The sequence below is a fragment of the Flavobacterium sp. LPB0248 genome (assembly GCF_013388355.1).
Lineage (GTDB): Bacteria > Bacteroidota > Bacteroidia > Flavobacteriales > Flavobacteriaceae > Flavobacterium.
Genome location: NZ_CP058246.1, coordinates 3,627,097 through 3,651,179 on the forward strand (window position 1 = coordinate 3,627,097; position 24,083 = coordinate 3,651,179).

Below are 24,083 nucleotides of genomic sequence, written 5' to 3' on the forward strand. Positions count from 1 at the left end.
TAAAGTATAAATTATTATGATGAAAACAAAATATATATTTAAAGGGTTAATAACGATATTACTTCTCGCAATTTCAATTTCAAGCTGCGAAAGTTATAATGAAGCGTTATTAGACAACATAGGAAATTCAAGAGAGTTTTCTCCAATTGGACTTACTGCCAAAATTAGAAATTCAACTACTGTTGAATTGAATTGGTCAGTCAAAAAAGATGAAGCTCCAGATCATTTTGTAGTAGAATTTAGTGCCGATGATCCTGAGTTCAAGACTATTTATAAAACAATAAATGTTACAGCTTCGCAACTTCCTGTGCAAGTAGCATTAGAAGGAGAAACTGTTTATTCTATCAGAGTAAAAGCAGTTAGTGGTAAAGGATTAGAAGATTCTAAATGGTATATTACCACAGCAACAACATTAACAGAGCAAATTTTCTTCCCTGTTCAAGATGCAGATATTGAAGCAACTAAGGTTACTTTAAGATGGACGCCTAACAGTGCAGTAACACAAATTTCTGTTGAGCCAGGAAGTATTACACATACAATTACAGCAGCAGAAAAAACAGCTGGAGTTGCAACGGTAACAGGTCTTACGGGTGAAACTGCTTATACTGCAACATTATTAAACGGAACGAAGAAAAGAGGGGTAGTAACTTTTACTACGGGAATTGATATTGGAACAGGAATTTTAGTTAAGCCAGAAGATGATGTGCTTCAGAAAATTACTGACGCTCCTGCTGGATCTGTTTTAGTGTTTATGCCTGGAGATTATAAAGTTTATACAGGAGACATTGCTTTAAACAAATCAATTACACTACGTGGTCTACGTCCTGGCGATAAACCAAAACTACACAATACTTTTACGGTAAATGTAGGAACTTCAAACCTTTCTTTAATTGATCTTGATCTAGACGGAACAGGTATAACAAATGGAAGTGTAATCACATTTGGTGTTTCAGGAACTTTTGGTGATGTTTTAGTAAGTGGTTGTAGAGTACATGATTTTACTCGTTCATTCCTTTCTAATACAGCCACTGGCGCAGCTGCTAAAATAAATTCATTTACAATCGATAATTGTATTGTTAAAAATGTAAACACTAATGCAGGTGCTGAATTTATTGATGTAAGATCTGGTGTTGTAACTAATATTGTACTTCAGAATAGCACATTTGACACTTGTTCGGACTCACGTGAATTTATTCGTTTAGATGCTTCTACAGGTTTGACAGGTACAGGTTTAACAACTAATGTTTTAATTAACAATTGTACTTTGTACAAGGTTTGTACTACTGCTGCTTCAAAAAGACTATTGTACAGCCGTTTTGCAAGTAATGCATCTACTGTCAAAAACACTATTATAACAGATGCACCGGCTGCGATATATTCAAACCAAAATGGTACAAGTACACCTACAACACCGCCAACATTTTCTAATAACAATTATTATAATGCGAGTTTGTTGTACACAGTTGGAGCAGCTGCTATCACTGTTGATAAGTCTACTTCGTACACAACATTAAACCCGCAATTTGTGGATGCTGCGGCTGGTAACTTTAAAGTGCAAAACCAAACATTGATTGATAACAATATTGGTGACCCTCGTTGGTTAAAATAAAAATCGTGGTTGATTAAATAGAGAAAAGCGGGATACAATTTACTTTGTAATCCCGCTTTTTTAGTTTTCAGTCTCAGTTTTCAGTCTCAGTCTTCAGTAATGAGGGGTAGCTGAAAACTGGGACTGAGACTGAAAACTAACAACTACTCAATAGATAAATCAAATTTTTCTAATAAACCTGCAAGCGCCGTATGCGAAACTTTTGTTCCTTTAATCTTATTTTCTGACGGATCAAAGGCATAATTTCTAGAAGTTCTGAAATCGGTTTTTTCTAGTATGCATTCTACGAAAGTGGCACCAGAAAGATCACAATTTTTAAAAACGGCAAAAGATAAATCGGTATTTGAGAAATCAGTTTCTTTTAAAAGGCAATCTGTAAAATTGGTTTTCTTTAGTTTTTTGTAAATGAAAGTAGAATAGTCTAGAACGCAATCTTCAAAATTCATAGAAAATAAAAAACTATTGCAGGCACTAAAGTCAAGTCCCATTAATTTACAGCCAATGAATTTGATGTTTTTCAATCCCGTATTTCGCAAAGTTGTCAACGAAAGATTGCAGTTTTTAAATGTGCAATCTAGAAAGTCGTTATGGCTTAAATCACTTTTAGAAAAGTTGCAGTTTATGAATTCGCAGTTTACAAATTCGGTATTGGCTAAACTTTGATCCGAATAATCAATCGTTTCAAAAGTTCGGTTTTGGTATAATTTTGATTCCATATAAATTTAAAAAGGCATGTAAGGGTTATTCTAATTCGATACAATCGAATACAGGGTTATTTTCAAGTAAGGCTCCTACATTCAATTCGCTGTCGACTCTCAGAATGTTGTCGCAATCTTCTAGGTCAAAATTCCACAAAGAATCAGGTAATAATTCATTTAGAAGTACAGAAGCCGATTCAAATTTTGCCTCGCTATCAACGGAAGTTTTAAAAACATAAATCATAATTTGCATTTTTGAGGTAGCAAATTTCTGAAAAACGTCTACATATTTGTTAGGATTCTTTAATCAATAATTAGGACTTATCAATCATTTTTCGGTATCGAATAGGAGAGATTCCTTCTGCTTTTTTAAAAAATCGACTAAAGTAAGATTGATCTTCAAAGCCTACCTGCGTTGCGATTTCGCCTACAGAAAGTGTGGTTTGAAACAATAAATATTTGGCCTCTAGCAATATGTTTTCGTCAATCCATTTTACAGCAGATTTTCCGGTTACATTTTTGACACATTTGTTTAAATGATTGGGAGTAACATTTAGCATCGACGAATAATAATTGACCTGATGATGGGTTTTAATATGGTCATGAATCAATTCTTTAAATTTCCCCGTAATTGCTTCTGCTGCCGAAATACTTTTAGAAGTCTTCACCGCATTTTTTTTCATTTCATAAAACAAAGTAATCAGATACGACTGAACAATATTTAAATCTGTAACTGTTTTTTCAGAATATTCCTTTTTCAATCGTTCCAAAATATTGGTAATTGGAGCAATATCTTCGGGAGCAAGTTTAACTTTGGGGTCTCCTGAAATTTTTAGAAAGTCAAAATCATTGAGCAGTTCACGGCTGCCATATTTCCGAATCAAAATATCGGGATGAAACTGGCAGATATAACCTTTATGAATATTGTTAACATTATCAAGAGAAAAAATCTGACCAGCAGGAACCATAATCATTTCGTTATCGGTCGTGGCATATTCCTGATAACCTAATTTCATAACATGCTGACCTGACGAAATAAAAATCAAAGTATGGCAAGAATGTTTAGAAGGCGGAACAGGATGTTGCATCTGCATCATTTCTTCGATTTCAAGACAGAAAAAATGATCCGAATTCGATTTGAAAAGTAAATGAATAGGGTTGTCTTCTCCTAAAAACTTTTCTCGAAACCCTTTTGGATTATAGGTTTTTATTTTCTCTGCCTGTTTTTTCATTCTAATAATATAATCTAAAATCAAGCAGTTTGCAGAGATTGTAATGTTTAGCATACAGATCTTCAACCACTTCAATCAAATTGTCGTTTTCCTGATACAAGCTAAAAAAAGCTTTGTCAATCGTGCTGCAGCTGGCAATTTTATTATACGTAGAACCGTAGCCAGAAATGGCTCTCGCTCCAGTTATGTCTAAGAAATATTGCGCTTCTTCTTCGTTTAAATCTAAAACCTTAAGATTGGCAAAATGAATAATTTTTCCTTTCATTTTTCCTTCAAACAATTCTGCAATTTCTTCAATGCTATAATAATAATCGTGAAGACAGATATTATTTTCCTGACCTGGCATGGCTAAATAAATGATTTCATAATCTTTGAAATTATGATCTTCGTAAAGCAAAATGTTCAGACTTTCTTCTAAACCTTCGATTGTATCGCAAGTTTTATGAATGCTCGAAATACCTTGGTCTATGGCCAATTCTTCCAAACATTTTACCACATTGGTTTGGGTATGATCGTCTATATCTTTAACGCCTTCAAGGCAGAAAATAAATTTTTCACTATCCATGCAGTTATTCTTTCTGGTTTTAAACTTTTTTTACTGGTTCTCGCAAATGTATTTTTTATATCATAAAATCCAATAGCTAAAACAGACTTTAACGTCTTTTTTGGATTTTAAATTTAGGTTAGAGCATCGTAAATTTTTAAACGTATTTTTGTAAACCGAAAATAAATTACACATGATACAAATTAATCAAACGGCATCATTTGCTATTGAAGATATATTATTCTGTTTTGCGCTTGAATCTGAAGCGGCAGAAGTTTTTAAAGATCACAATGTCTTAATTACCGGAATCGGAAAAGTAAATGCAGCTTACGAATTAACAAAAGCCATTCAAAAGAAAAGGCCCTCTGTAATTATTAATCTGGGTTCGGCGGGAAGCAGCTGTTTTCAAAAAGGAGATGTAATTTGCTGTACCAAATTTGTACAAAGAGATATGGACGTTCGCGGTTTAGGATTTGCTTTATACGAAACGCCACTTTCTGGTTTGCCGCCACTTTTAGAATATGGTTTGTTAATGGATAATCTTCAAGAAGGAATCTGCGGAACTGGAGATAATTTTGAAATGGGACATTGTTCAGACGCTTACAATGTGGTTGATATGGAAGGTTACGCTTTAGCCATGATTGCCATGAAAGAAAATATTCCGTTTTTAAGTCTAAAATATATTTCTGATGGAGCCGATGACAATGCTGCAGAAGATTGGACGATTCAAGTTCATAAAGCAGCTATTGCTTACGGGAAAATTTTAGGATTGATAAAAGAATCAGAAGCCATTTCTTAGTTGAAATGGTTTTTTTAAATTTTTATGTTCAAGATATGTTTGTTTTAATCGATAGCATTTTTTTTGTAAAATGTATATATGCCATTTTCTTTTCTGTAAACACTAAAAGTATTAGTATTTGATTTTTTTGAAATAGAGTCTCCTATTTTTAGATCAAAATTATCCTTAAATGTAGAGTCAATTCTCAATCCATTTTGCAAATAAAATTCAGTCGTTCTTAATTGCCAATTATTTCGCGTTACAATAATACTGTTTGCTTCTAATTTTATAAATTTTTTATTCCATTGATTATTATATATAAGAAATACAGTTACTGCAGAAATGATAATGAATAGTGGTAAAATTCTATAAAGATTTATTTTTTTCTTCATACTATTTTAATTGAAAAATTGGCCTAACTACCCCATAATATTGTATATACCTGAAAAACCCAAATTAGAAGATAAATAATATAATTTCTAAAAAAAAGAAAACCGTTTGCTAAATAATTATCTTGAAAAGTATCATTTTTATTTAAAAACATAATCAATAGAGAATTAATGCCGTAATGAAAGACAAAAACGACAAAACTAAATACTAGTAGAATAACGAATTTTTCATTATCCATATAACCTAACTTACAGAATAAAGTAAATTGTAATAAACAAAATACAAATATTAAGATTGAAAATAAAATTTTCAATCTTAATATTAAAATAGGTTTAGATAAAACATTAAAAATAACGAAACCTAATATCGTAAAAAATAATATATATAATATTCCCATTTTAATTTATTTTCGTACTGATAACTTCGTAATTGACCGTACAAAACAAAAATAAAGAGACCTAATAAGATTAATGACGGAATAATATTTTTCTTTTCTATCATATTTAATCTAATGCTTTTGTAGCGGAAGCCATTTCTTAATTGAAATGTTTTTTTGATTTGCGTATAATTCTATTGAGGTAGATAATTGCTTCTAATCATTTCTTTAATCAATTTTAAAGCTTCAGTAGACGTTTTGCGAATGATGATTTTATTCTTTTTATCTTTTATCAAAGTCGTAAACTGATTGTCTTCTATATTAATATCGACGATAGTTCCTCCGTATTTTAAAGTGGTCTCTGCAATTGCTACAGGTAGATTCGTTGCGCCAGAAGTTCCCAGAATAAAAAGTATTCCTGAATTTTTGGCAATTTTCAGAGAACTGAATTTTTTATTTGTTTGTTCGTCATAATATTCGTCAAACCACAGAATATTTGGTCTCATCCAACTTCCGCAACTTTTGCATTTTAAAAGCTTTATTTCTCTTTCGGTTAAATCTTCATCAATCTCTTTTCCTTTTATTTCTTCAGGTAGATTTATAATTTCTCTGCAACCTTTTGAACACTTTATTTGTCTGTTATTTCCATGAATTTCGAAAATTCTTTCTGTTCCGCTTAACCTGTGTAGGTTGTCTATGTTTTGAGTAATTAGATGAAATCTGTCTTTTAAAATGTTTTCAATTTCGACCATTTCGTAATGGCTTGCATTTGGCTTTGCATTTTCGAACATTTTTTTTCTAAACAATGAATATTGCCAAACTTCTTCGGGATTTTCTTTGAAGTATTTAAAAGTCCCAAATTCTTCAGGTTTATGAAATTTTGTTCCCTTGATCCAAATACCATCAACACCTCTATAAGTCGGAATTCCACTTTCAGAAGAAATTCCGGCGCCCGTTAAAAAGGTAAAAAGGTTTCTTTTATTTTTAGTGGAAACTTGTTTTATTATGTCTTCTAATTGTTCCATGTTTAATGAAAAAGGGATATTTTTTTGATTAAATATAAACTAAAATTTAATATCTTGAAATTCTGATTCTTTTATGAAATTGCTCTTGGTTTTGAAATTTTCTTGTCTTTGGCAGATGTTTTTATTTTTATGAGTATTAATGTATTATTATAGGTATTGATTAGCTCCATCGGTTACAATTCCGTTAAAATATTTCCTTACCATCGCCTCTCCAAAACCAGAGCCTTAAAGATAATTATCAGTTGCTTTTTCAAAACGATTAGTTAAAACAGCAGAGAAGCTAATTAACCTAATTCATTATAGTTGTTATCTGCAATAATTTCCGGATCACTGGCACCATTTATAGCGGAAGTTAACTGGACGTCTCTTTTTCTATTCAATAATTAAAATTTTATATTCTCTTTCAATTAGTTAAGTGGATATATTATAAAAACACCTAAATCTGTAACAATACTATTTATAAATGCAGAAAACCCCGCCAAGCGGCGAGGTTTTCTTTATGTATTTTGTCGAGTTTCTTTACCTTCACGAGCAAGATGCTCGCCAGTAAGGGGCATTATAAGAAAAACTTACATATAATCTATCAGGAGTCATTAATCTATTTGTCATCTTTATTGTCCACTAGCAACGAGTAAATTAAATACTCCTAATGAAGTAGCATTAATAAAACAAATCTACTTTCAATCAAACTTATTATTTGTATCCGAAAGAAAAATACATGGTTGTATCTTTTTTATGAATTGCAAAAGTATCTTCTCCTGGCTTTTTGACTATTGTATCTCCAATCTCAAAATCTTCATAATGCCAAGCAAATAAAGTATTCTCCTCACGATAAATTTCATTTTTATTATTTTTAATATTTTTTATTTTTAAATTCACTTCTCTACCATGATTTAGAGGCTTTTTTTCTAGAATAATAAAATTTAAATCCATATTTTGATAATAAGATGCTGATTTATTACTATCATATCTCTCGCAGGATAATTGAATTAGTAGAGCTAGTATAAATAGATTTTTTATTTTCATTTTTTCATATTATTATAAATTTCTGTAAAAGTCCACGATCTTGACATACCTTTTTGTGCGTTTATTCCCAAGCCTAATCCTATGCTTTTTGTTTCAACGCCGTAATCGGACTTTTCCGTCGCTCTTTCATTTGAAGAATATGAATACCCCCCTGTTAATCCAAGACCACCGCTATATGTTTTACTAGTCCCTCCTAAATTTTGAAGTACACCACCAGGGATCGAATTCGCAAGAACTGAATTATCATTTCCAATATAACTGTCATGAAGATTTATACTTAGTCCAAAACTTATTTTAGGAATACCAAAACTTCCAATGTAACCAATATCTCCAAATCCACCAACATATCCTTCGACATCATTATGAACATCAATTGCTCCACCGATTGTTCCGCCAAAACTACCTAGTATTCCTGTATTTACGGTTACTGATAGACTAATTCCAATTGCATCAGGAATGTAAGGAGAATATGGATTTTCACCTCTCCCGTAATTACTTCTATCAAAATAAGTTCCTTCCCAACGTGTATATTTATCAAGTGTTACTCCTTCCAAATTTATAGCTGTATCTTTGGTGCCTCCATCATTATAAATTGTAGTTGTACCATTTCCATTATCTTGAAAAGCTGAAGGGCCAATATGTGTGTAACCGTCTACTTTTCCATTGCCTTCAAACCATTGTACTTCTTGAGTTGTTGTGTTTACATACCAATCAGGAGGAGAAGCCTCCATACCATCAGAATCAATAAAAAATACAGGATTATTAAGAGCATAAACATAAGGAGAGAAACGTCTTGACTTTTCCGCCAGCGGGTCAATGTTCATCCATCTGCCTAAAGAAGGATCATAATTTCTAGCTCCAAAGTCATAGAAGTCAAGTCCCAGCTCGTCTTGGAGCTCTTTACCATTATACTTATACTTTTGCGCAACTCTATTTCCTTTCGTAATATTAGTAACAGCATTATACCCTTTATGTTTTAAACCAAACGGATAATAGTTGTTTTCTTCTTGAATAACTAAGTCTTTATCATAACTTAAACGAACGTTTCCAAGATGATCCTTGTATTGGTAAATATAATCAAAAGTTCCCGAGTTATTTGATACATATCCTTCAGGCTGCGAGAAAAATTGTAGCTGGTTGTTTTCGTAAATAAAAGCGCCAGCATAATCGGTTGTAAAGGTATTTGCAATTTTCTGTTGCTTAACACCTGTTGCATCATAATAATATTTGATTGTTTGCCCCTGAATCGTTACTTCGTCAGGCAGATTCAAATGGTTATAAGTTACAGAAGTGATTCCTTTATTGGTATCAGTTTTCATGTTTCCATTGGCATCGTAGGTATAATCAACACTTGTGTCATCGCCATTGCCTGTAAAATCATCTTTAAATCCGTGGGTTTTATTACCTAAATCAGAAACAATTTGGAGTTTGTTGCCATTGTCGTAACTGTAAGTAAGATCATCCATTAAACCAAAATGTGATGGAATGTTGATATTAGGAACTCCATCAACCAATTCTCCATTTCTCTTTAGTTTCAGAATATTGCCGTTCATGTCATAAGTAAGACTTTCGTTGAATTTATTCAGATTATCATCCGCATTTCTTAGCCTGTTCAATTTATCATAAGTATAGGTATAATTTTTAATGCTGGTATCGTCATTTGTCGTTTTCCAAAAAGTCTGGCTGATGTTTCCGTTAAATAGTTTTTTAGTAGGATCGGTACTATCATTATAGTTAATTTGAAAAGCAAACAAATCATTTCCAATAGCATTTATGTCATTTATGTTTTTAAGCCATCCTCTAATATTGTACTTGTAATCTACCGTTTGTAATCTATTTTGTGAAGCTTTGTTTCCAACGCCTTTGTTTACTAATTGACCTAATTCATCATAAGTGTTAGCTACAATAATTTCCGGATCAGTCACGCCATTTATTGCCTGCGTTTGCTTTGTAAGCCTGCCTGCCTGATCATAGTCAAATTTATCAACAATAGTAGTTGTAATATTATTTCTAATATGTGTTGAGGCTGTCTGTTTTATATTACCAGAAAAGTCAAATTCGCTTTGTACAATAGCTACTGTATTTAAAAAGTCATTTTTAGTATAGGTATAAAAAGGCTTGCTTTTAGTATTGTAGTAATTCCAATTTGTAATCCAGCTATCTGTGGTTAAAATACGAGTTTTACTTCCTGTTGAGAGTCCTTTTGTATTAGTGATCGCACCCAGAGAAGAAATATTGGTTGGTAAAGTATCGAAATTATAATTGTCATAATAACTTATTGTAAATAAATTAATATTGTCATCATTTACGTTTGGAAAGGCATTATTACTGTAATAAACAGTTGTTCCATTTATTGTATTAGCTGTTTGTTTTTGCTCAAAAAGAGTATCATTTTCATCTGCAAAAGACTGCATTGAAGCGCGTGTGGTTTTTACCGTATTTTTGTATTCGCCAGTATATACAACTCTATCAAAAACATCATACTTAGTAAAAAGCCATTTGTTTTGGGCTCTTAAATTAGCATCTTGTGTTAAAATAGGTTTGTCCTGTTTGTTGTAAACAATATATTCCCAGTCTTTTCCTGGCAGTTTCTTTTCAATCAATCTGTTTCTTTGGTCATAACGGTATTGATAACATAAATTATCTAAAGCGCTTTGGCTACCATTATCTATAATTGCAGAAAAAGTACTTCCAGCTTTAGCATGAAATCCTTCTTTTAATGTAATAGAATTAGATGCCTTTAGATTTAGTTCCGGGCTTCCAGGCTCCAAAACCACAGATGATTCTAGGTTAGCATCAACATTAATTGAGCCTAGAAGATCTACGGCTTTAGGAGGAATTACAAAACTGAGATTCCCAAAATCATCATAAACATAATAGGTATCATGTCTTTTGTTTGTTGTTTCGCTACCTACAATTCCGTACGACCTTTTTAAAACAACTTGTCCGTCTTTGGTCTTAAACTCTATGGTAGAGCCTCCTGATTCTATATAACTTGACGTAGAGTTTTCATCAAAAACAACGTTTTTGTATAGCATGGTAGGAGTATAATATCCTGATTTTTTTAATTTGGGTGTATATGCACTATTTTCAAGTGCAAGATCTACTGTGAACAGCTGTACTTCTTCAGATGCATTTGTTTTATAATCCATTTTTACTTCATTGCCTCCTCCCAATCTCCAGTCATAACCTGGTGCGGCCTGTTTTAGAACGCGACTAAGAGGCGAGGGTTCTAAATCTTTTTGAGAATATGGGTTTGGAGTCCCTGCATTGATGTCATAAGGGAAATGATTTTTATAATAAGTCTTGGTTGCTAAATCAACGTCAGCTGTTCTAAAAGCGCCACAGCTGTTCCCGTCTGTATAAGGTAGATATTCCTTGTCTTGTCTGCCATAATCATCATAATCAAAGTGAGTTATAATGTCATTATTGTTAACTCCTCCCGCTCGTATCTCAATTTTCTGTTTGGATCGTCCTATACCATCATAATACGTTATGGATTCTTGTTTTTGGCTGTTAGCAAGCGCATCAACATCTGTGCTTTCTATTAAAGGAGTAGTTGTATGAACATAACTTTCTTCACTGCTAATACCATCACAATTAAAGGGCTGTAAATTAATAAAAACATCTACAGAAGCTGGAGAGATGCATCCCCAGTAATTTGTTACAGTGAAATTATGTACAACACCAGCTTTTAATCCACTAACGTAGGCAACGGGGCCAGAACCGAAAACATTTCCGGGGTTTATTGTCCAACTCCCTGAGAGGCCTGTCAATGTAACACTTCCTGTTGGAGTGCTTAAGGTAGGATGTGTTATGTTGCCCACAATGGGTGCAGTTGGAGTAACAGGTTGTGCGTTAATACTGAAATTAGTTACGGGAGATAAAATATTAAATTCAGATGTCGCCCTTATTGTATAGCTACCTTGCGGAGCAAATACTTTTGATCCTAATATGCTTACATTTGTTGATGGTGTTACGGTATAAGCGTAGGAAGAATTATAGTTTGTTATGGTAAATTGTCCCTTACTATTATTACAGTCTGGCTGAATAATATCAGACAGCACTGGAGCATCCAGTGTTGATGATTGTGCATTGATGACTACATTAGCCGAGGCATTTGAGGTACATCCGGAAGCATTTGTAACTGTAAAATTGTATGTAGTAGCAGGATTTAATCCTGTTATGGTTGTTGACCATCCTGTTCCCGAAATATTTCCTGGATTAATCACCCATGTACCAGAATCTGGAAGTCCGGTCAAAGTTACACTTCCGGTCGGAGTTGTAACAGTTGGTTGCGCAACACTTTGTATTGTTGGAGCGGGAACGCCAATAAAATAAGAAACACTACTCGATTCATCACTCCAGTACCCATTATAACTTCTAGCTCTTAAATAATATTCAGTACCCGATGTCACTGTTATTGAAGGAGAAGAATTGGCCATGCTGGTTCCGGTTGGGCTGGTTTGCCAATACCAAGTGATGTCTTGATTGCCAGTTCTTATTTTTCCAGGAGGATCGTTTCTTTGTAGCACAACTTGATTACAACCAGAGCTTACTATTGTTGGAGTATCTGGCGTTGCTGGTGTTGGAAGAACGGTAACATTGAGTTCTGCGTAGTAAGGCTCTCCTTGTCTCTGATATAAAACATATACTTTTTCCTGACTTGGTGTCCCGTCCCAATAGACCTCTACATCAGCCTGATAGTTTTCATTTATATAAGTTAGGACTGTACCATCATCAACAATCATCCAGTTGAAATTATTGTAGGCATATGTCGAGGGAGGATAATTATCCATATAGTCTTTAAGTGAATAAGATACTACATCGCCATAATGAACGGTTGTGGGTCCTGTTAAGTATAACTGACCAGTTACCTGCGCCTGAATTTTGAATGGGTTAAGGATAATTATCATCACCAAAACCATAAAAACAAACGTATTTTTTATTTTATTATATATCATAATTAAAAGTTTAAATTTTACGATAGCATTAACTATTTGCTTACAATGTCTGTCAGCAATGAGATGCTAAATTTGTACGATAATTTTTAGTTTGTGAAATGGTATTTATTGGCAGAAAGAATTTTCTTGTCATTATCCTTTACCTGCTTTAACCTTCCATAAGTATCATACTCATAGTAAGTAGTAAATTCTTTAGGATCGGTGATACTTGTAATTCCTATTAAAGAATCATAGGTATAGGTTGTAACCATAGCATCGGGGAAACCAGCTCTCAAAAAATTTAATTTTTCGATTAAATTACTTTCTGTAGTAGCATTGATTTCTCCAAGTGAGGCAGAAACAGCATTGTTTATAAGAGTTTGCTGGGCAGAAGATATACTGTTGGATTGTCCACTTACAAAGCTCGCGTTTTCAATTTTAGCAATAAGATATTTTTTATCATATCCCCAGATGTAGCATACAGACGCTTTTCCTTTTGGAGTAATTTGTGTTGGATTTCCTTTATCATCATAAAGATCATAAGTGACTTCAGGATTTGAACTGTAATGAGAATCTTTCGTTGCTCCATTAAAAGTTGCAAATTGTGATAAAGGTATTGGCGTGTTTAATTGGGTGATGTAATTTTGTTCTGGAACAAAATTTTCATCGCTTTTTTTGTAAGTAAGTATAGTGCTGTTAATTATTTTATTATTTTTTAACGCTGTTTTTTCAATTAAAGGAGAAAGAACATTGGCATTTGTCATTTGATTGTAAATCCCTGTATTGATATTAAAAGGATAAAGAAATTTTTGTACAAGATTTTCTTCTCTGGAATTTGAAGAAGCAGATTGTCTCATAAATGACGGTTTATTTACATCATATTCGTTATTAACAGTCTGTACAATGCTTGTTCCATCATCAAAAAATAATTCTTCTGTTGTAGTTTTTAAATTTTCTATGCCACTAGTATATTTTTGTGTTTTATAGCCAAAATAAGCAGCTGGATTATTTTTTATTCGTTCTAATTCTTCTTTAGCAATTGCCATTGATTCATTTTTATATCTGTCTTTGTCTTGGTTAGCCTCCATTCCATAAAAAGTCTTATATTTAAAAATCGACGTGTCGTAAATTTCGTCGACGATATAATCCTGATAGTCGTAGTCAGTTTTTCTAACTTTTACGTAAGTGTTATTGCTTCCCTTTTTGTACTCAATTTTTTGACTTAAATTATTCCCAGACCAAAAATTAGATGGATCGATGGCTAATTTGTTTCTTTGAAAGGAGAAATTGCGGTTATCAAAGATGTACTCCTGGACCTGAGGGATATTGTTTGAATAGTAATTTTCAATTTTGCCTATATTATTGGATGAGTCACCTATATATTCGGTAACCTTATTATAGTATACTAGCTTGTTTAAAAAAGTATAATAACGAGAAGGGAAATAGCCATTAAAAGTTCTGGTTTTGTAGGTAACATTAGCTGATTGATTTCTAAAAGATGGAGTACCATGAGCACCACCAAAAATTAGGTAATTGTCTATAACGTTCCAATCAGTAGCGGTTTCCTCCATTTCATTTTTGAAATATCGATCAGGGTAAAGGTAACTAGGTATTTGACCTATTCCGTCTTCATTTAAACCATATGTATACTCTTTTTTCTTTATTTCGGTACCATTTTTATCTTTTTCCGTTACGGTTTTAATCCTTAGTCCGCCACATTCTTTAACAGGGTTTCCGCCATCATTATACAAGGCCATAATTTTATTGCCTTCATATTCAAATTCGCTTTTTCCTCCTGTTGGATAGGTGATTGTTTTTAACATTCCAATTTTCATATCTTCAGGATTACTAAAACGACTACCATATCCGCCTATTTCGTTCTTAAAATAAAGAGTTGAAGATCCTCCGATGCAACTACCTATAGGAGTAGTAAATGCAATATTTACAGTGTCTTTTGAAATTAAATTTTCAAGTTGCGAATTATAATAGCCCCAATAATCACCACTATTGGTTAATTTTGTAGCATGTGGAAGTTTATTCAAATTATAATAGTCAAATTTATATTTTTCTATTATCTGATCATTTTTGTCTTTTATTTCAAAAGAATTTAAATAACTTGGCTTTGGCAGTTCATAAATGCTTTCCCTGCCAGGACTAATAATGTCAAACTTTACTTTTTTTAAAATTTCAGTATTGTTTTTAATTTCGATATTATTTAACAGAAGGTCATTGATATCTGGAGCATTTTGCGAATAGTTTAGATTAATGGTTAAATCGTTGTATGTTATTTTTGATAAGATACAAGCCTGTTTATTGCCATATGGTGGCATGTTGTAATTTTTTACAAAATAATTTCGATGCAGGTCCCAGCCAATAAGATCGTATAAGACAGAATTACTGCATATGTTCAAATCATTTGAAAAATAATTCACTGCAGTGGTTAGCTGGTCATTGATAATAAGCGGGGGCAAAGGACTATTTCCATTTATAACTGTTTTGGTATATTCAAATTTGATGACATCCTTTTTGTTTGGAGCCGTAATTGAATTTAGAACCCAGCAATTGATAGCATAATCTTCTTGATCCAGTTCATAATATTTATAAGAATCACTTGAATTTTTTTTACCAAATACATATATATATCCTGAATCATCAGTGAGTTCTATAGAGGTTGTATATGAATGAACGCCAATGAGATTTTCGGTAGTAATATTAATTTTATAAGGTTGGTAGGGCATAAAGGCAGCAGTTTTATTGCCATTTAAATCCTTTAATATAAATTTTCCGTTTTTTCCATTAGGTAAATAAAAGGTAAAAATATCGTATTCAGTATCGTCATATTTACCTTGAACACCAGGCATGCCTATTGGCCATAAATCTTGGACCTGAGTACCTTGAAAAATCAAATTATTATTAAGATAATCATTATCATTGCTGCCTCCATATAAAGTCATCCAATCTGGGATATACCATTCTCCATTAATACCCTGTTTGTGATCATTTCTTTCATCAGCATAACCTCTAACTTCACGACTAATGAAACCGCCTATATTCATAACCCACTTAAGGCCTAAAACTCCATTTTCGGTAACATTCGCTTTGAGACCCGAAGCATGGAATTTTAGGTTTAAGGGAATTTTAATGTCTCCAAAATTGATTTCATAAAGTGGCAACGAAACATCTACTAAACCACTTGCTAAATCGACTGGATAATCGGCAAATTGTTTTAAAAGATGGACTTGAGGAGATTTTATTTTTTCAAGTGTAGAATTTTGTGGATCTGTAAATTGACTTTGTGAAAAACTTTCTACTGATAATAAGCCGATAAAAAAAAGTAAAATTTTGGTCATAATTTTGGTAATTGAGATAGTGTATTTTGATAGTTAGAATTGAAAAAATTATTTTAAATTATAAAGGAGTAAGCTGTAATTAACCATTTATAAAAGAAATTGGAGAACAATAAAATATTCGTGATAGCGAGATAGCGGTAACAAAAGTTTCCATATTGCAAAAACATCTTTTTTCTTGTTAATTTTTGCTAAAATAATAATTAAAATTTATCGTACAAGAAATTACAGGTGTGTTTTTTACAATTGTTTTTTGTTTAATTATAATAGAAAAAACCAGGTATTTGTAAGTGGTTGATTTTTAGTCGTTTGTTTTGAAGACGCTATTTTTTAAAGTAAAAATAAATTTAAAATAAGTCAATTGATAAGATTGTTATTTAAGTTTTTTGAATTTGGTTTGATGGTAATAAAGCAAGGAAAGTAACAATATTATACCTAGTAGCACAAAACTGATAAGTATTTGATGGGTTATTTTGACCAATCAAAAGACAGTAGTTTACCTCTGCATTAGAGAAACTTTTTAACTTTATAGTTTTCATTTTTTGATGAAAAACGAATTAACTATTGAAACCAAAATGATTTTTATTATGAAGAAAATTGCAATGCTGTGCGGTGCTTTTTTGCTGATGGGAAAAGCTATGGCGCAGGAAATTCCACTACTATCCAATATTTCAGCTCGAAACAATATTACTTTAAATGGAAAATGGAGATATATTGTAGATCCTCTCGAAAATGGATATTATAACTACCGTTTAGAGCCTTTTAAAGACAATGGCTTTTTCGAAAATAAAAAATGGAACACTACAGAACTGAGCGAATATAATTTTGCGACCTCAGCGGTTATGGATATTCCGTCTGATTGGAATTCGAAAGATCAAAGATTGTTTTTTTACGAAGGGACGGTATGGTTTCAGAAAGACTTTAGTTATAAGAAAGATGCAAAAACTAAAGGAATTCTTCATTTCGGGGCAGTCAATTATGATGCAAAAGTCTATGTAAACGGAAAATTGGCGGGAACACACATTGGCGGTTATACTCCTTTCAATTTTGATGTAACCCATTTATTAGTTGATGGAAACAACTTCGTAGTAGTAAAAGTCGATAACAAACGCCATAAAGACAATGTTCCAACGGTAAACATGGATTGGTGGAATTACGGCGGTATTACAAGAGACGTAACTTTGGCTCAGGTTCCGAATATGTATATCGAAGATTATTTGGTTCAATTGGATAAAAAAGAAAAAGGAAAAATTTCGGGTTGGATAAAACTAAACAGCGAATCGGCAAATCAAACGGTTTCGGTTTCCATTCCAGAATTGAAAATTAAAAAAAGCGTTACGACTGATGCTAAGGGAATTGCCTCTTTTGAAATTAAAGCCAATCCTGTTTTATGGACGCCTGAAAAGCCAAAATTATATGATGTTACGATTTCTAAAGCAGATGAAAATATTACTGATAAAATTGGTTTTAGAACCATTGAAACGAAAGGCAAGGAAATTCTCTTAAACGGAAAAAAAGTCTTTTTACGCGGAATCAGTATTCATGAAGAAGCGCCTTTTAGATCTGGAAGAGCTTGGTCTGAAGAAGATGCGATTACATTACTGACTTGGGCAAAAGAATTGGGCTGTAATTATGTTCGATTGGCGCATTATCCGCACAACGAAAACATGGTTAAACAAGCCGAAAAAATGGGATTAATGATCTGGTCTGAAGTTCCAGTTTATTGGACCATTTCATGGACAAATCCAGATACGTATGCCAATGCCGAACATCAGTTGCACGATATGATTTACAGAGATAAAAACCGTTGCGGAATTGTAATTTGGTCAATTGCCAATGAAACGCCTCATGGAGATGATAGAGATATCTTTTTAAGCAAATTAGCAAAATACGCACGCACACAAGATAATTCTCGTTTAATCAGTATGGCGATGGAAGTTACTTCGAGTTCCAATAATATCAATACACTTCATGATAATATGAATGAATATGTTGATATTGTAAGTTTCAATCAATATTTGGGCTGGTATAGAGGAACCAACGAATCTTGTAAAGACATGCAGTGGGTAATTCCGTACAACAAGCCCGTTATTATAAGTGAGTTTGGTGGCGAAGCTTTGCAAGGTTTACACGGCGATAAAAAAGAACGCTGGAACGAAGAATATCAGGAAGAATTATACATTCAAAACACACAAATGTTTAATAGAATTGAAGGTTTGGCTGGAGTTTCGCCTTGGATTCTCGTTGACTTTAGATCACCAAGAAGACAGCTGGCAGATATTCAAGATTTCTTTAATCGCAAAGGTTTAATCTCGAGCAACGGAATTAAAAAGAAAGCTTTTTATGTCATGAAAGATTGGTACAAGCAGAAAGAAGAAGAATATAAGTAAGTTTAAGAAAAGAGAAAACCTTCAAAGTCATTTTTGATTTTAGAGGTTTTTGAATTACTTTTTTGTCTGAAAAGTTGTATTTTTGATGCGATGAAAAAATAAGATATCTAAGTGGTCTGTAAAAGATTGTTTGGTATGAAACAAGACAAATTATGTAGTTTACATATTTCGTATTTATTTTAAGTCGTAATTATTATCTTTGAATTATGAGCACATTAACCAAACCAAATCACATCGGGAGAAAAATTAGCCGCATTCGTGAGCTAAAAGACATGAAACAAGAAGCATTGGCAATTGCTTTGGGAATAAGCCAGCAAGCGGTTTCAAATATCGAAAATAGTGAAACTGTTGATGAACAAAAATTAATCGAAATTGCAAAAGCTTTAGATGTAACTGTTGAAGCTATCAAGAATTTTTCGGAGGAAGCTGTATTCAATTATTTCAATAATTTTTACGATAATAGTCAAGGAAGTGTCGGAAATCATGATGGAAACCATCATTGCACATTTAATCCATTAGATAAATTAATAGAATCTGTTGAAGAAAATAAAAAGCTTTACGAACGTCTTCTGCAAGCTGAAAAAGATAAAATCGAATATTTAGAAAAACTATTGAAAGAAAAATAGTTTTTGCATAAAAACTTAAATAGAGATAACCTTCAAAGTCATTTTGATTTTGAAGGTTTTTTTGTGTTTTTTATGTAATTTTATTTGAAAAAATAGAAGATTTTAATGGAACTAGAAATTATCATAAGATTGCTTTTAGCAGCATTTTGGGGAGCATTAATTGGTGCTGAAAGAGAATATAGAGGAAAAGCCGCTGGACTTCGAACTACAATAATGATTTCTGTTGGAGCTTGTTTCTTTACCTTAATGTCCCAATGGATCGGAGGAGCGGGAAATCCAGACCGTATAGCTTCTAATATTGTTACCGGTTTAGGTTTTCTTTGTGCAGGAGTAATCTTTAGATCAGACAATCATGTTTCGGGCATTACAACGGCAGCGACAATATGGTCGGTTGCGGCGGTTAGTATGGGAGTAGGAGCGGGTTATTACTTTGCTTCGGCTTGTGCGGCACTTATGATTCTTATAATTCTAACGATGCTAACTGTTCTTCAGGATAAAATTGATTTAGTTAATGAACATAAAACCCTTCGAATAACCTTCAAGCGGTCAGATGCAGGTCATGCAAGGTGTAAAGAGCTTTTCGCCACTTATGGTATAAAAGCTAAACTGTTGGTGCAACATCGTACTGTAGATCATATTATTTTAGAGTGGCAGATACATGGTTCTAAACATACTATAGAATCTTTGTACGCTGCGCTTTTGCAAGACCCAATTTTTGAAGAATTAGTTTTATAAAAATAAGAATAATGAATTTTAATTTACAACCCGTATTAGAAAATGATCTTTGTATTCTATATCCTTTAGAAGAAAAAGATTTTGATGATTTATATAAAGCAGCTTCCGATCCTAAAATTTGGGAACAGCATCCAAACAAAGACCGATGGAAAAAAGAAGTCTTTGAAAACTTTTTTGAAGGTGCCATGAAAAGTAAAGGCGCTTTTAAAATTATAAGTAAAGAAACCGGAGAAGTTATTGGAAGTACACGATTTTACGATTTCAATCCAGAAGACGATAGTATTTTTATTGGGTATACTTTTTATACTGTTTCCTGCTGGGGAAAAGGAGTTAATCAAAGCGTAAAAAAGACCATGTTGGATTATCTTTTTCAATATGTTTCGAAAGTGAAATTTCATATTGGTTCAGAGAATATTCGTTCGCAAATTGCAATTTCGAGAGTAGGAGCAAAAAAAATAGCTGAAGAAGAAGTCGCTTATTTTGGAGAAAAACCAAAGTTGAATTTTGTTTATCAGATCGAAAAAACAAATTGAAGACTGGTTCTAATACCGCAAATTACTGGTGTCTTTTGATTTTTTGTTTTATAACAAAACTATTTTATTTAAAAAGTTAAATTAAGATTACAATTCTTACATTAGCCAATTCAAAATTTGGACTATGGAGAATTTTATTCTTTTATCATTAATTGCATGTGTTGTCATTTTATTTAATAATTTTTCGAAATTAAAGAAGGAAAATGAATTTTTAGATTCTTCTTATTCAAAGATTAAGGAAGATTATAAATCTTTGAAAAAAGAAATTGAAGAAATAAAAAATCAGCTGATTCAACCTGATTTTAAACCTGGAGACTTGACTTCTGTAACAGAAGAGATTGAAATAATTTCTGAACCTATACCCGAAAATAAACCTTTAATTATTCCAGATGCTGATTCTGTTATTGACAATATTTCTCAAGAAAACAATATTGCAGCAGCAGAAATTTCAGAAAGTCCAATATTAGTTTCAGATATTTTAACAGATGATTCCTATAACGAAATTGAAGCAAACGAAAATTCTCAGTTTGTAGAAAATTTTGAAACGCTTCCTGTAAACAAAGAGATTGTAAATGATGATTCGAAAGAAATTGAAGAAGAGAAAATTTATGTAGAAAGCGCTTTTTCAGTTTTAATCAAAAAATTAGAACAACAATTTGCCGAAAACTGGACCGGAATTCTAGGAACCGCAATTATGGTGTTAGGAATTGGTTATCTGAGTATTTATACAGCATTGAAAGTTTCGCCAATGTTCCGTGTATTAATTCTTTGGTTGTATGCTGGAATTTTAGCTGGGTCTTATTATTTTTTAAAGAAGAAAGAAAAATGGTTCAAAACAGGACTTTGGCTTCGTAGCGCTGGAGCAAGTTTATTCTTGTTTGGTTGTTTTGGGGCATCGCAGATTCCGGCTCTTACATTTATAAATAATATTCCACTTGCGTATTCGCTTATTGGAATCGGAATCGGAATCAATTTGTATGTGGGATATATTATTAAGCAGCAAACTTTTTTATCGCTCCATACTATTTTGAGTATTTTAATTCTCTGCGTAATTCCCGAAAAACTATTAATTACATTTTTACTAGCGTCACTCACTGCAACAGCGGGAATTATTTTATCGTACAAAGAAAAATGGGAGTATCATTTGCTAATTGTTATTTCTGGTTTTATAATATTCGATATTTGGTTTACACAAGGCACAAATGCGTTAAGTAAGTCTCAAAATATCTTCGCTATAATCGGTATTGTTTTGGTTTCGGTTAGCTGTATGTATATGCAATACAGAAGTATTTATGCCAATACAAGATTTGATAAAATTGCCTTTGTAACGCATTTAACCAATTGGATTTTATTTGCTTTAGGCCTAGTTTTACATTCAACTGGAAGCAGAATCAAAATTTTTGTTTTGCTGGTTGCGGGTATTCTTTGCCTTTTTGCAACACTATTCGCCAGAAAGAAAAAGATTTTTTGGCTGTATCATCTTGACGGAATGGTTTCGTTTGTACTTTTTGCTTTAACTATATTTATGCTTAATGATTGGAAAGTAGGTTATGATATAATCGCATGCGGATTGTACTTCTTAGTGGTTACATGCCTAATAATTGTTTACAAAAGCAAGGAAATTTTATTGCATAAAATATTTTTAGGACTCAATCATGCTTTAGGGATTTTTATTTTAGGATTCTTTATTTTGCACATCAATCCATCCTCAGTACAAACCAACATTACAAATATCTTTGCTTCCTTAATTGTGATGATAGTAGCAACATTGTCAGTTTCTGTTTTTTGTGTTGCAAGAAAAGAATTTTTAGAAACAGATGTTTTCGTTTTAAAGAAAGATTTGAGCTTAAATGGAATTCTCTCTATTCTGTTTTCGCTGTTCTTTTTCATAAGCTGGTACCATACAATCGAAGTTTCGTTCTATTATCCGCTTGTATTTATTGCTTTATTGTGGTGTCTTTTGCGCTTCAAATTCAAAACAAACACATTTGATATAGGAAGATTTACTTTTTTAAACATTGCTATTGTAGTAGGTGTAGTATTAATTGCTATAGAAGTAAAATCTAATTTAGATATTTTTTATGCTCTAGGAATTATTGCTGTAATTATAGCAAACTGGTTTGTAAAAGAATTTTATACAGATAAAAGCATCATTAAAACAATTAGCATTGTGGGTACAAATGCGTTACTTGTTTCGCTTTCTTATAAATATCTGTTTTTAGGAAATATTGTTCAAATTTTGCCTTGGATTGCTATTGCTTTATTAAATCATGAATTTCTTTGGCTTCAATTTAAGCGAAAAACACTTTCTTCAGACAACCAAATTCTGCTATATCTATTTTGTGCGGTTTTTTTAATCTTCGGAAATGCTTTGTTTTTATATAACACTCAATTTTTAAATACTATCGAAATTGGATTGATTGCTTTGGGACTTTCTGCTGTCGAAGTTTATATTTTGTTTGCAGATAAAATAAGAAACAAGTCAAACGAGGTTATTTCTGGATGGGGAAGGTTCCATACATTAAATTGTGAGCTGATACTATTTAATGCTTTAATTTTTGGTTTTTCTTGTATTGAGCTTACCTATATTCCAATATATTTAGGAAGTTTGGCTATATTAATTTTTTGGATTTTTCAGAAAATTGAAAAATTTGAGCGTTACAATATTTATTCGTTTGTACTATTAATTGGGACAATATTTTTAAGTATTTATCAGGCGATTTTTGATGCCAATCCTGATAATAGAATTATACTTTATAGTGTGCAAGCCTTATGCGTTTTGCTATCTGTAGTTTATTATTATTTGCAAGTAAAAAGTACAAGAGAAGCAGGTAAAATGTTTATTTCAGTTTTACCGATTGTTCAAAACTTATGGATCATAACTTTATTATTTATTCAGGTAGAAATTGCTTATTTGCCAGCTATATTTATGCTTTTGGCCATCTTGAATTTCGGTCTGATTTTGTACAGAAGGATAAATTTAGCTCCAGAATCGATTTTAATTATTTCACTTTTGTCCATTTTAGTTTCTGCTTTTTACAGCGTCAAAAAACTTAATGATTTTGATTTGATCGATTGGGGATTACAGCTATTGAGTGTGGCTTTATTGATTGTCTTAGTTATCCTGATCAAGAAAAAAGATTTCATAAAAGAAGTGAAAGTAGATTTTCAAATTGTCATCAATCTTTGGCTTTCTACAATTATGTTTGCGCAATTAGAACATAAATGGCTTCCTGTGTTTTGGGCCTCAACTGCTATTGTAAATAGTATTCTTTATTATAAAAAAATAGGAAACAAAAAGGAAATCAGTATTGTATATTACTTACTGGCCAATTTTCATTTGGCTTTTGTAAGTTTCAATTATTTTGAATCTAGATTCGAATTTGTATACCTTATTATATTTGCGTTACTGGCACTATACATTTTTATTGTCTATAAATATATCGAAGATTTCGAATTTAAAAACAGCATTATTATTTATCCAGCCACTTTTAGTATTGGTTTATTTTTGTTCCTTACATTCGATAAAGGAATCTTAACCTTCTTCTGGATATTAGAATCTCTAGGATTGCTTATATTAGGTATTCTTCTTAAAGAAAAATATTTTAGATATGTATCATTGTCTTTGGTAGGAATTTGTGTTATACGACTCATGTTTTTTGACTTATCAAACGCAGATTTCCTAATCAGAGCTATGGTTTTATTAGGAGTTGGAATAGTACTTTTAATTATGAATACGCTATTTAAAAAATACAAAGAACGATTTGATTAACATAAATCTTTCCCAATAAAAAGAACCATAAATTCATTTGTTTGAATTTGTGGTTCTTT

At 32.2% G+C, this 24,083-nt stretch carries 15 protein-coding genes; 7 read left to right on the forward strand and 8 right to left on the reverse strand.

The window, feature by feature from the left end; translation table 11 throughout:
- Positions 1–16 precede the first annotated feature (16 nt).
- Complete coding sequence (locus LPB248_RS15350) at positions 17–1,609, forward strand: DUF5123 domain-containing protein (RefSeq protein WP_177212206.1); 1,593 nt, start codon at positions 17–19, stop codon at positions 1,607–1,609.
- A gap of 143 nt (positions 1,610–1,752) precedes the next feature.
- Here LPB248_RS15350 and LPB248_RS15355 read toward each other — a convergent pair whose 3' ends face one another.
- The 3 genes from LPB248_RS15355 to LPB248_RS15365 all read right to left on the reverse strand — a co-directional run bounded on the left by LPB248_RS15355 (position 1,753) and on the right by LPB248_RS15365 (position 4,104).
- Positions 1,753–2,325, reverse strand: a complete 573-nt coding sequence (locus tag LPB248_RS15355; protein ID WP_177212207.1) for a pentapeptide repeat-containing protein — start codon at positions 2,323–2,325, stop codon at positions 1,753–1,755.
- 296 nt (positions 2,326–2,621) lie between these two features.
- The gene (locus LPB248_RS15360; RefSeq protein ID WP_255462955.1) at positions 2,622–3,539 is read right to left on the reverse strand and encodes a helix-turn-helix domain-containing protein; all 918 of its coding nucleotides are present in this window, start codon (positions 3,537–3,539) and stop codon (positions 2,622–2,624) included.
- 1 nt (position 3,540) lies between these two features.
- Positions 3,541–4,104 (reverse strand): DUF6642 family protein, encoded by a 564-nt coding sequence (locus LPB248_RS15365; RefSeq protein WP_177212208.1) that lies wholly within the window; start codon positions 4,102–4,104, stop codon positions 3,541–3,543.
- Between the two features lie 172 nt (positions 4,105–4,276).
- On the opposite strand from LPB248_RS15365, the gene LPB248_RS15370 reads away from it, so the two are divergent.
- On the forward strand, positions 4,277–4,882 hold the full coding sequence (locus LPB248_RS15370) for a 5'-methylthioadenosine/S-adenosylhomocysteine nucleosidase (RefSeq protein ID WP_177212209.1): 606 nt from the start codon (positions 4,277–4,279) through the stop codon (positions 4,880–4,882).
- Between the two features lie 44 nt (positions 4,883–4,926).
- Here the strand turns inward: LPB248_RS15370 and LPB248_RS15375 are convergent, their stop codons facing one another.
- The 5 genes from LPB248_RS15375 to LPB248_RS15395 form a co-directional block, all read right to left on the reverse strand.
- Positions 4,927–5,253 (reverse strand): hypothetical protein, encoded by a 327-nt coding sequence (locus LPB248_RS15375; RefSeq protein ID WP_177212210.1) that lies wholly within the window; start codon positions 5,251–5,253, stop codon positions 4,927–4,929.
- 568 nt (positions 5,254–5,821) lie between these two features.
- Positions 5,822–6,652: an SIR2 family NAD-dependent protein deacylase gene (locus tag LPB248_RS15380; protein WP_177212211.1), complete on the reverse strand. Its 831-nt coding sequence runs from the start codon at positions 6,650–6,652 to the stop codon at positions 5,822–5,824.
- Positions 6,653–7,345: 693 nt separating this feature from the next.
- Complete coding sequence (locus LPB248_RS15385) at positions 7,346–7,678, reverse strand: hypothetical protein (protein WP_177212212.1); 333 nt, start codon at positions 7,676–7,678, stop codon at positions 7,346–7,348.
- Positions 7,675–12,642: a DUF6443 domain-containing protein gene (locus tag LPB248_RS15390; protein ID WP_177212213.1), complete on the reverse strand. Its 4,968-nt coding sequence runs from the start codon at positions 12,640–12,642 to the stop codon at positions 7,675–7,677. The genes LPB248_RS15385 and LPB248_RS15390 overlap by 4 nt, the downstream gene beginning before the upstream one ends.
- Positions 12,643–12,728: 86 nt before the next feature.
- A complete protein-coding gene (locus LPB248_RS15395; RefSeq protein WP_177212214.1) occupies positions 12,729–15,971 on the reverse strand; it encodes a hypothetical protein in 3,243 nt (1,080 codons plus the stop codon).
- A gap of 584 nt (positions 15,972–16,555) precedes the next feature.
- On the opposite strand from LPB248_RS15395, the gene LPB248_RS15400 reads away from it, so the two are divergent.
- The 5 genes from LPB248_RS15400 to LPB248_RS15420 all read left to right on the forward strand — a co-directional run bounded on the left by LPB248_RS15400 (position 16,556) and on the right by LPB248_RS15420 (position 24,024).
- Positions 16,556–18,358, forward strand: coding sequence for a glycoside hydrolase family 2 protein (locus LPB248_RS15400; RefSeq protein WP_177212215.1), 1,803 nt, complete (start codon positions 16,556–16,558; stop codon positions 18,356–18,358).
- 206 nt (positions 18,359–18,564) lie between these two features.
- Positions 18,565–18,984 carry a helix-turn-helix domain-containing protein gene (locus LPB248_RS15405; protein WP_177212216.1) on the forward strand — a complete coding sequence of 140 codons (420 nt, stop codon included), beginning with the start codon at positions 18,565–18,567 and terminating at the stop codon, positions 18,982–18,984.
- A gap of 105 nt (positions 18,985–19,089) precedes the next feature.
- On the forward strand, positions 19,090–19,719 hold the full coding sequence (locus LPB248_RS15410; protein WP_177212217.1) for an MgtC/SapB family protein: 630 nt from the start codon (positions 19,090–19,092) through the stop codon (positions 19,717–19,719).
- 11 nt (positions 19,720–19,730) lie between these two features.
- A complete protein-coding gene (locus LPB248_RS15415) occupies positions 19,731–20,252 on the forward strand; it encodes a GNAT family N-acetyltransferase (protein WP_177212218.1) in 522 nt (173 codons plus the stop codon).
- Between the two features lie 124 nt (positions 20,253–20,376).
- Positions 20,377–24,024, forward strand: a complete 3,648-nt coding sequence (locus tag LPB248_RS15420) for a DUF2339 domain-containing protein (protein WP_177212219.1) — start codon at positions 20,377–20,379, stop codon at positions 24,022–24,024.
- The last annotated feature ends 59 nt before the right edge of the window (positions 24,025–24,083 follow it).

Bases quoted from the DNA above. Each gene is read 5' to 3' on its own strand.
- LPB248_RS15350 (WP_177212206.1), top strand. From the start codon at position 17: ATGATGAAAACAAAATATATATTTAAAGGGTTAATAACGATATTACTT.
- LPB248_RS15355 (WP_177212207.1), bottom strand. From the start codon at position 2,325: ATGGAATCAAAATTATACCAAAACCGAACTTTTGAAACGATTGATTAT.
- LPB248_RS15360 (WP_255462955.1), bottom strand. From the start codon at position 3,539: ATGAAAAAACAGGCAGAGAAAATAAAAACCTATAATCCAAAAGGGTTT.
- LPB248_RS15365 (WP_177212208.1), bottom strand. From the start codon at position 4,104: ATGGATAGTGAAAAATTTATTTTCTGCCTTGAAGGCGTTAAAGATATA.
- LPB248_RS15370 (WP_177212209.1), top strand. From the start codon at position 4,277: ATGATACAAATTAATCAAACGGCATCATTTGCTATTGAAGATATATTA.
- LPB248_RS15375 (WP_177212210.1), bottom strand. From the start codon at position 5,253: ATGAAGAAAAAAATAAATCTTTATAGAATTTTACCACTATTCATTATC.
- LPB248_RS15380 (WP_177212211.1), bottom strand. From the start codon at position 6,652: ATGGAACAATTAGAAGACATAATAAAACAAGTTTCCACTAAAAATAAA.
- LPB248_RS15385 (WP_177212212.1), bottom strand. From the start codon at position 7,678: ATGAAAATAAAAAATCTATTTATACTAGCTCTACTAATTCAATTATCC.
- LPB248_RS15390 (WP_177212213.1), bottom strand. From the start codon at position 12,642: ATGATATATAATAAAATAAAAAATACGTTTGTTTTTATGGTTTTGGTG.
- LPB248_RS15395 (WP_177212214.1), bottom strand. From the start codon at position 15,971: ATGACCAAAATTTTACTTTTTTTTATCGGCTTATTATCAGTAGAAAGT.
- LPB248_RS15400 (WP_177212215.1), top strand. From the start codon at position 16,556: ATGAAGAAAATTGCAATGCTGTGCGGTGCTTTTTTGCTGATGGGAAAA.
- LPB248_RS15405 (WP_177212216.1), top strand. From the start codon at position 18,565: ATGAGCACATTAACCAAACCAAATCACATCGGGAGAAAAATTAGCCGC.
- LPB248_RS15410 (WP_177212217.1), top strand. From the start codon at position 19,090: ATGGAACTAGAAATTATCATAAGATTGCTTTTAGCAGCATTTTGGGGA.
- LPB248_RS15415 (WP_177212218.1), top strand. From the start codon at position 19,731: ATGAATTTTAATTTACAACCCGTATTAGAAAATGATCTTTGTATTCTA.
- LPB248_RS15420 (WP_177212219.1), top strand. From the start codon at position 20,377: ATGGAGAATTTTATTCTTTTATCATTAATTGCATGTGTTGTCATTTTA.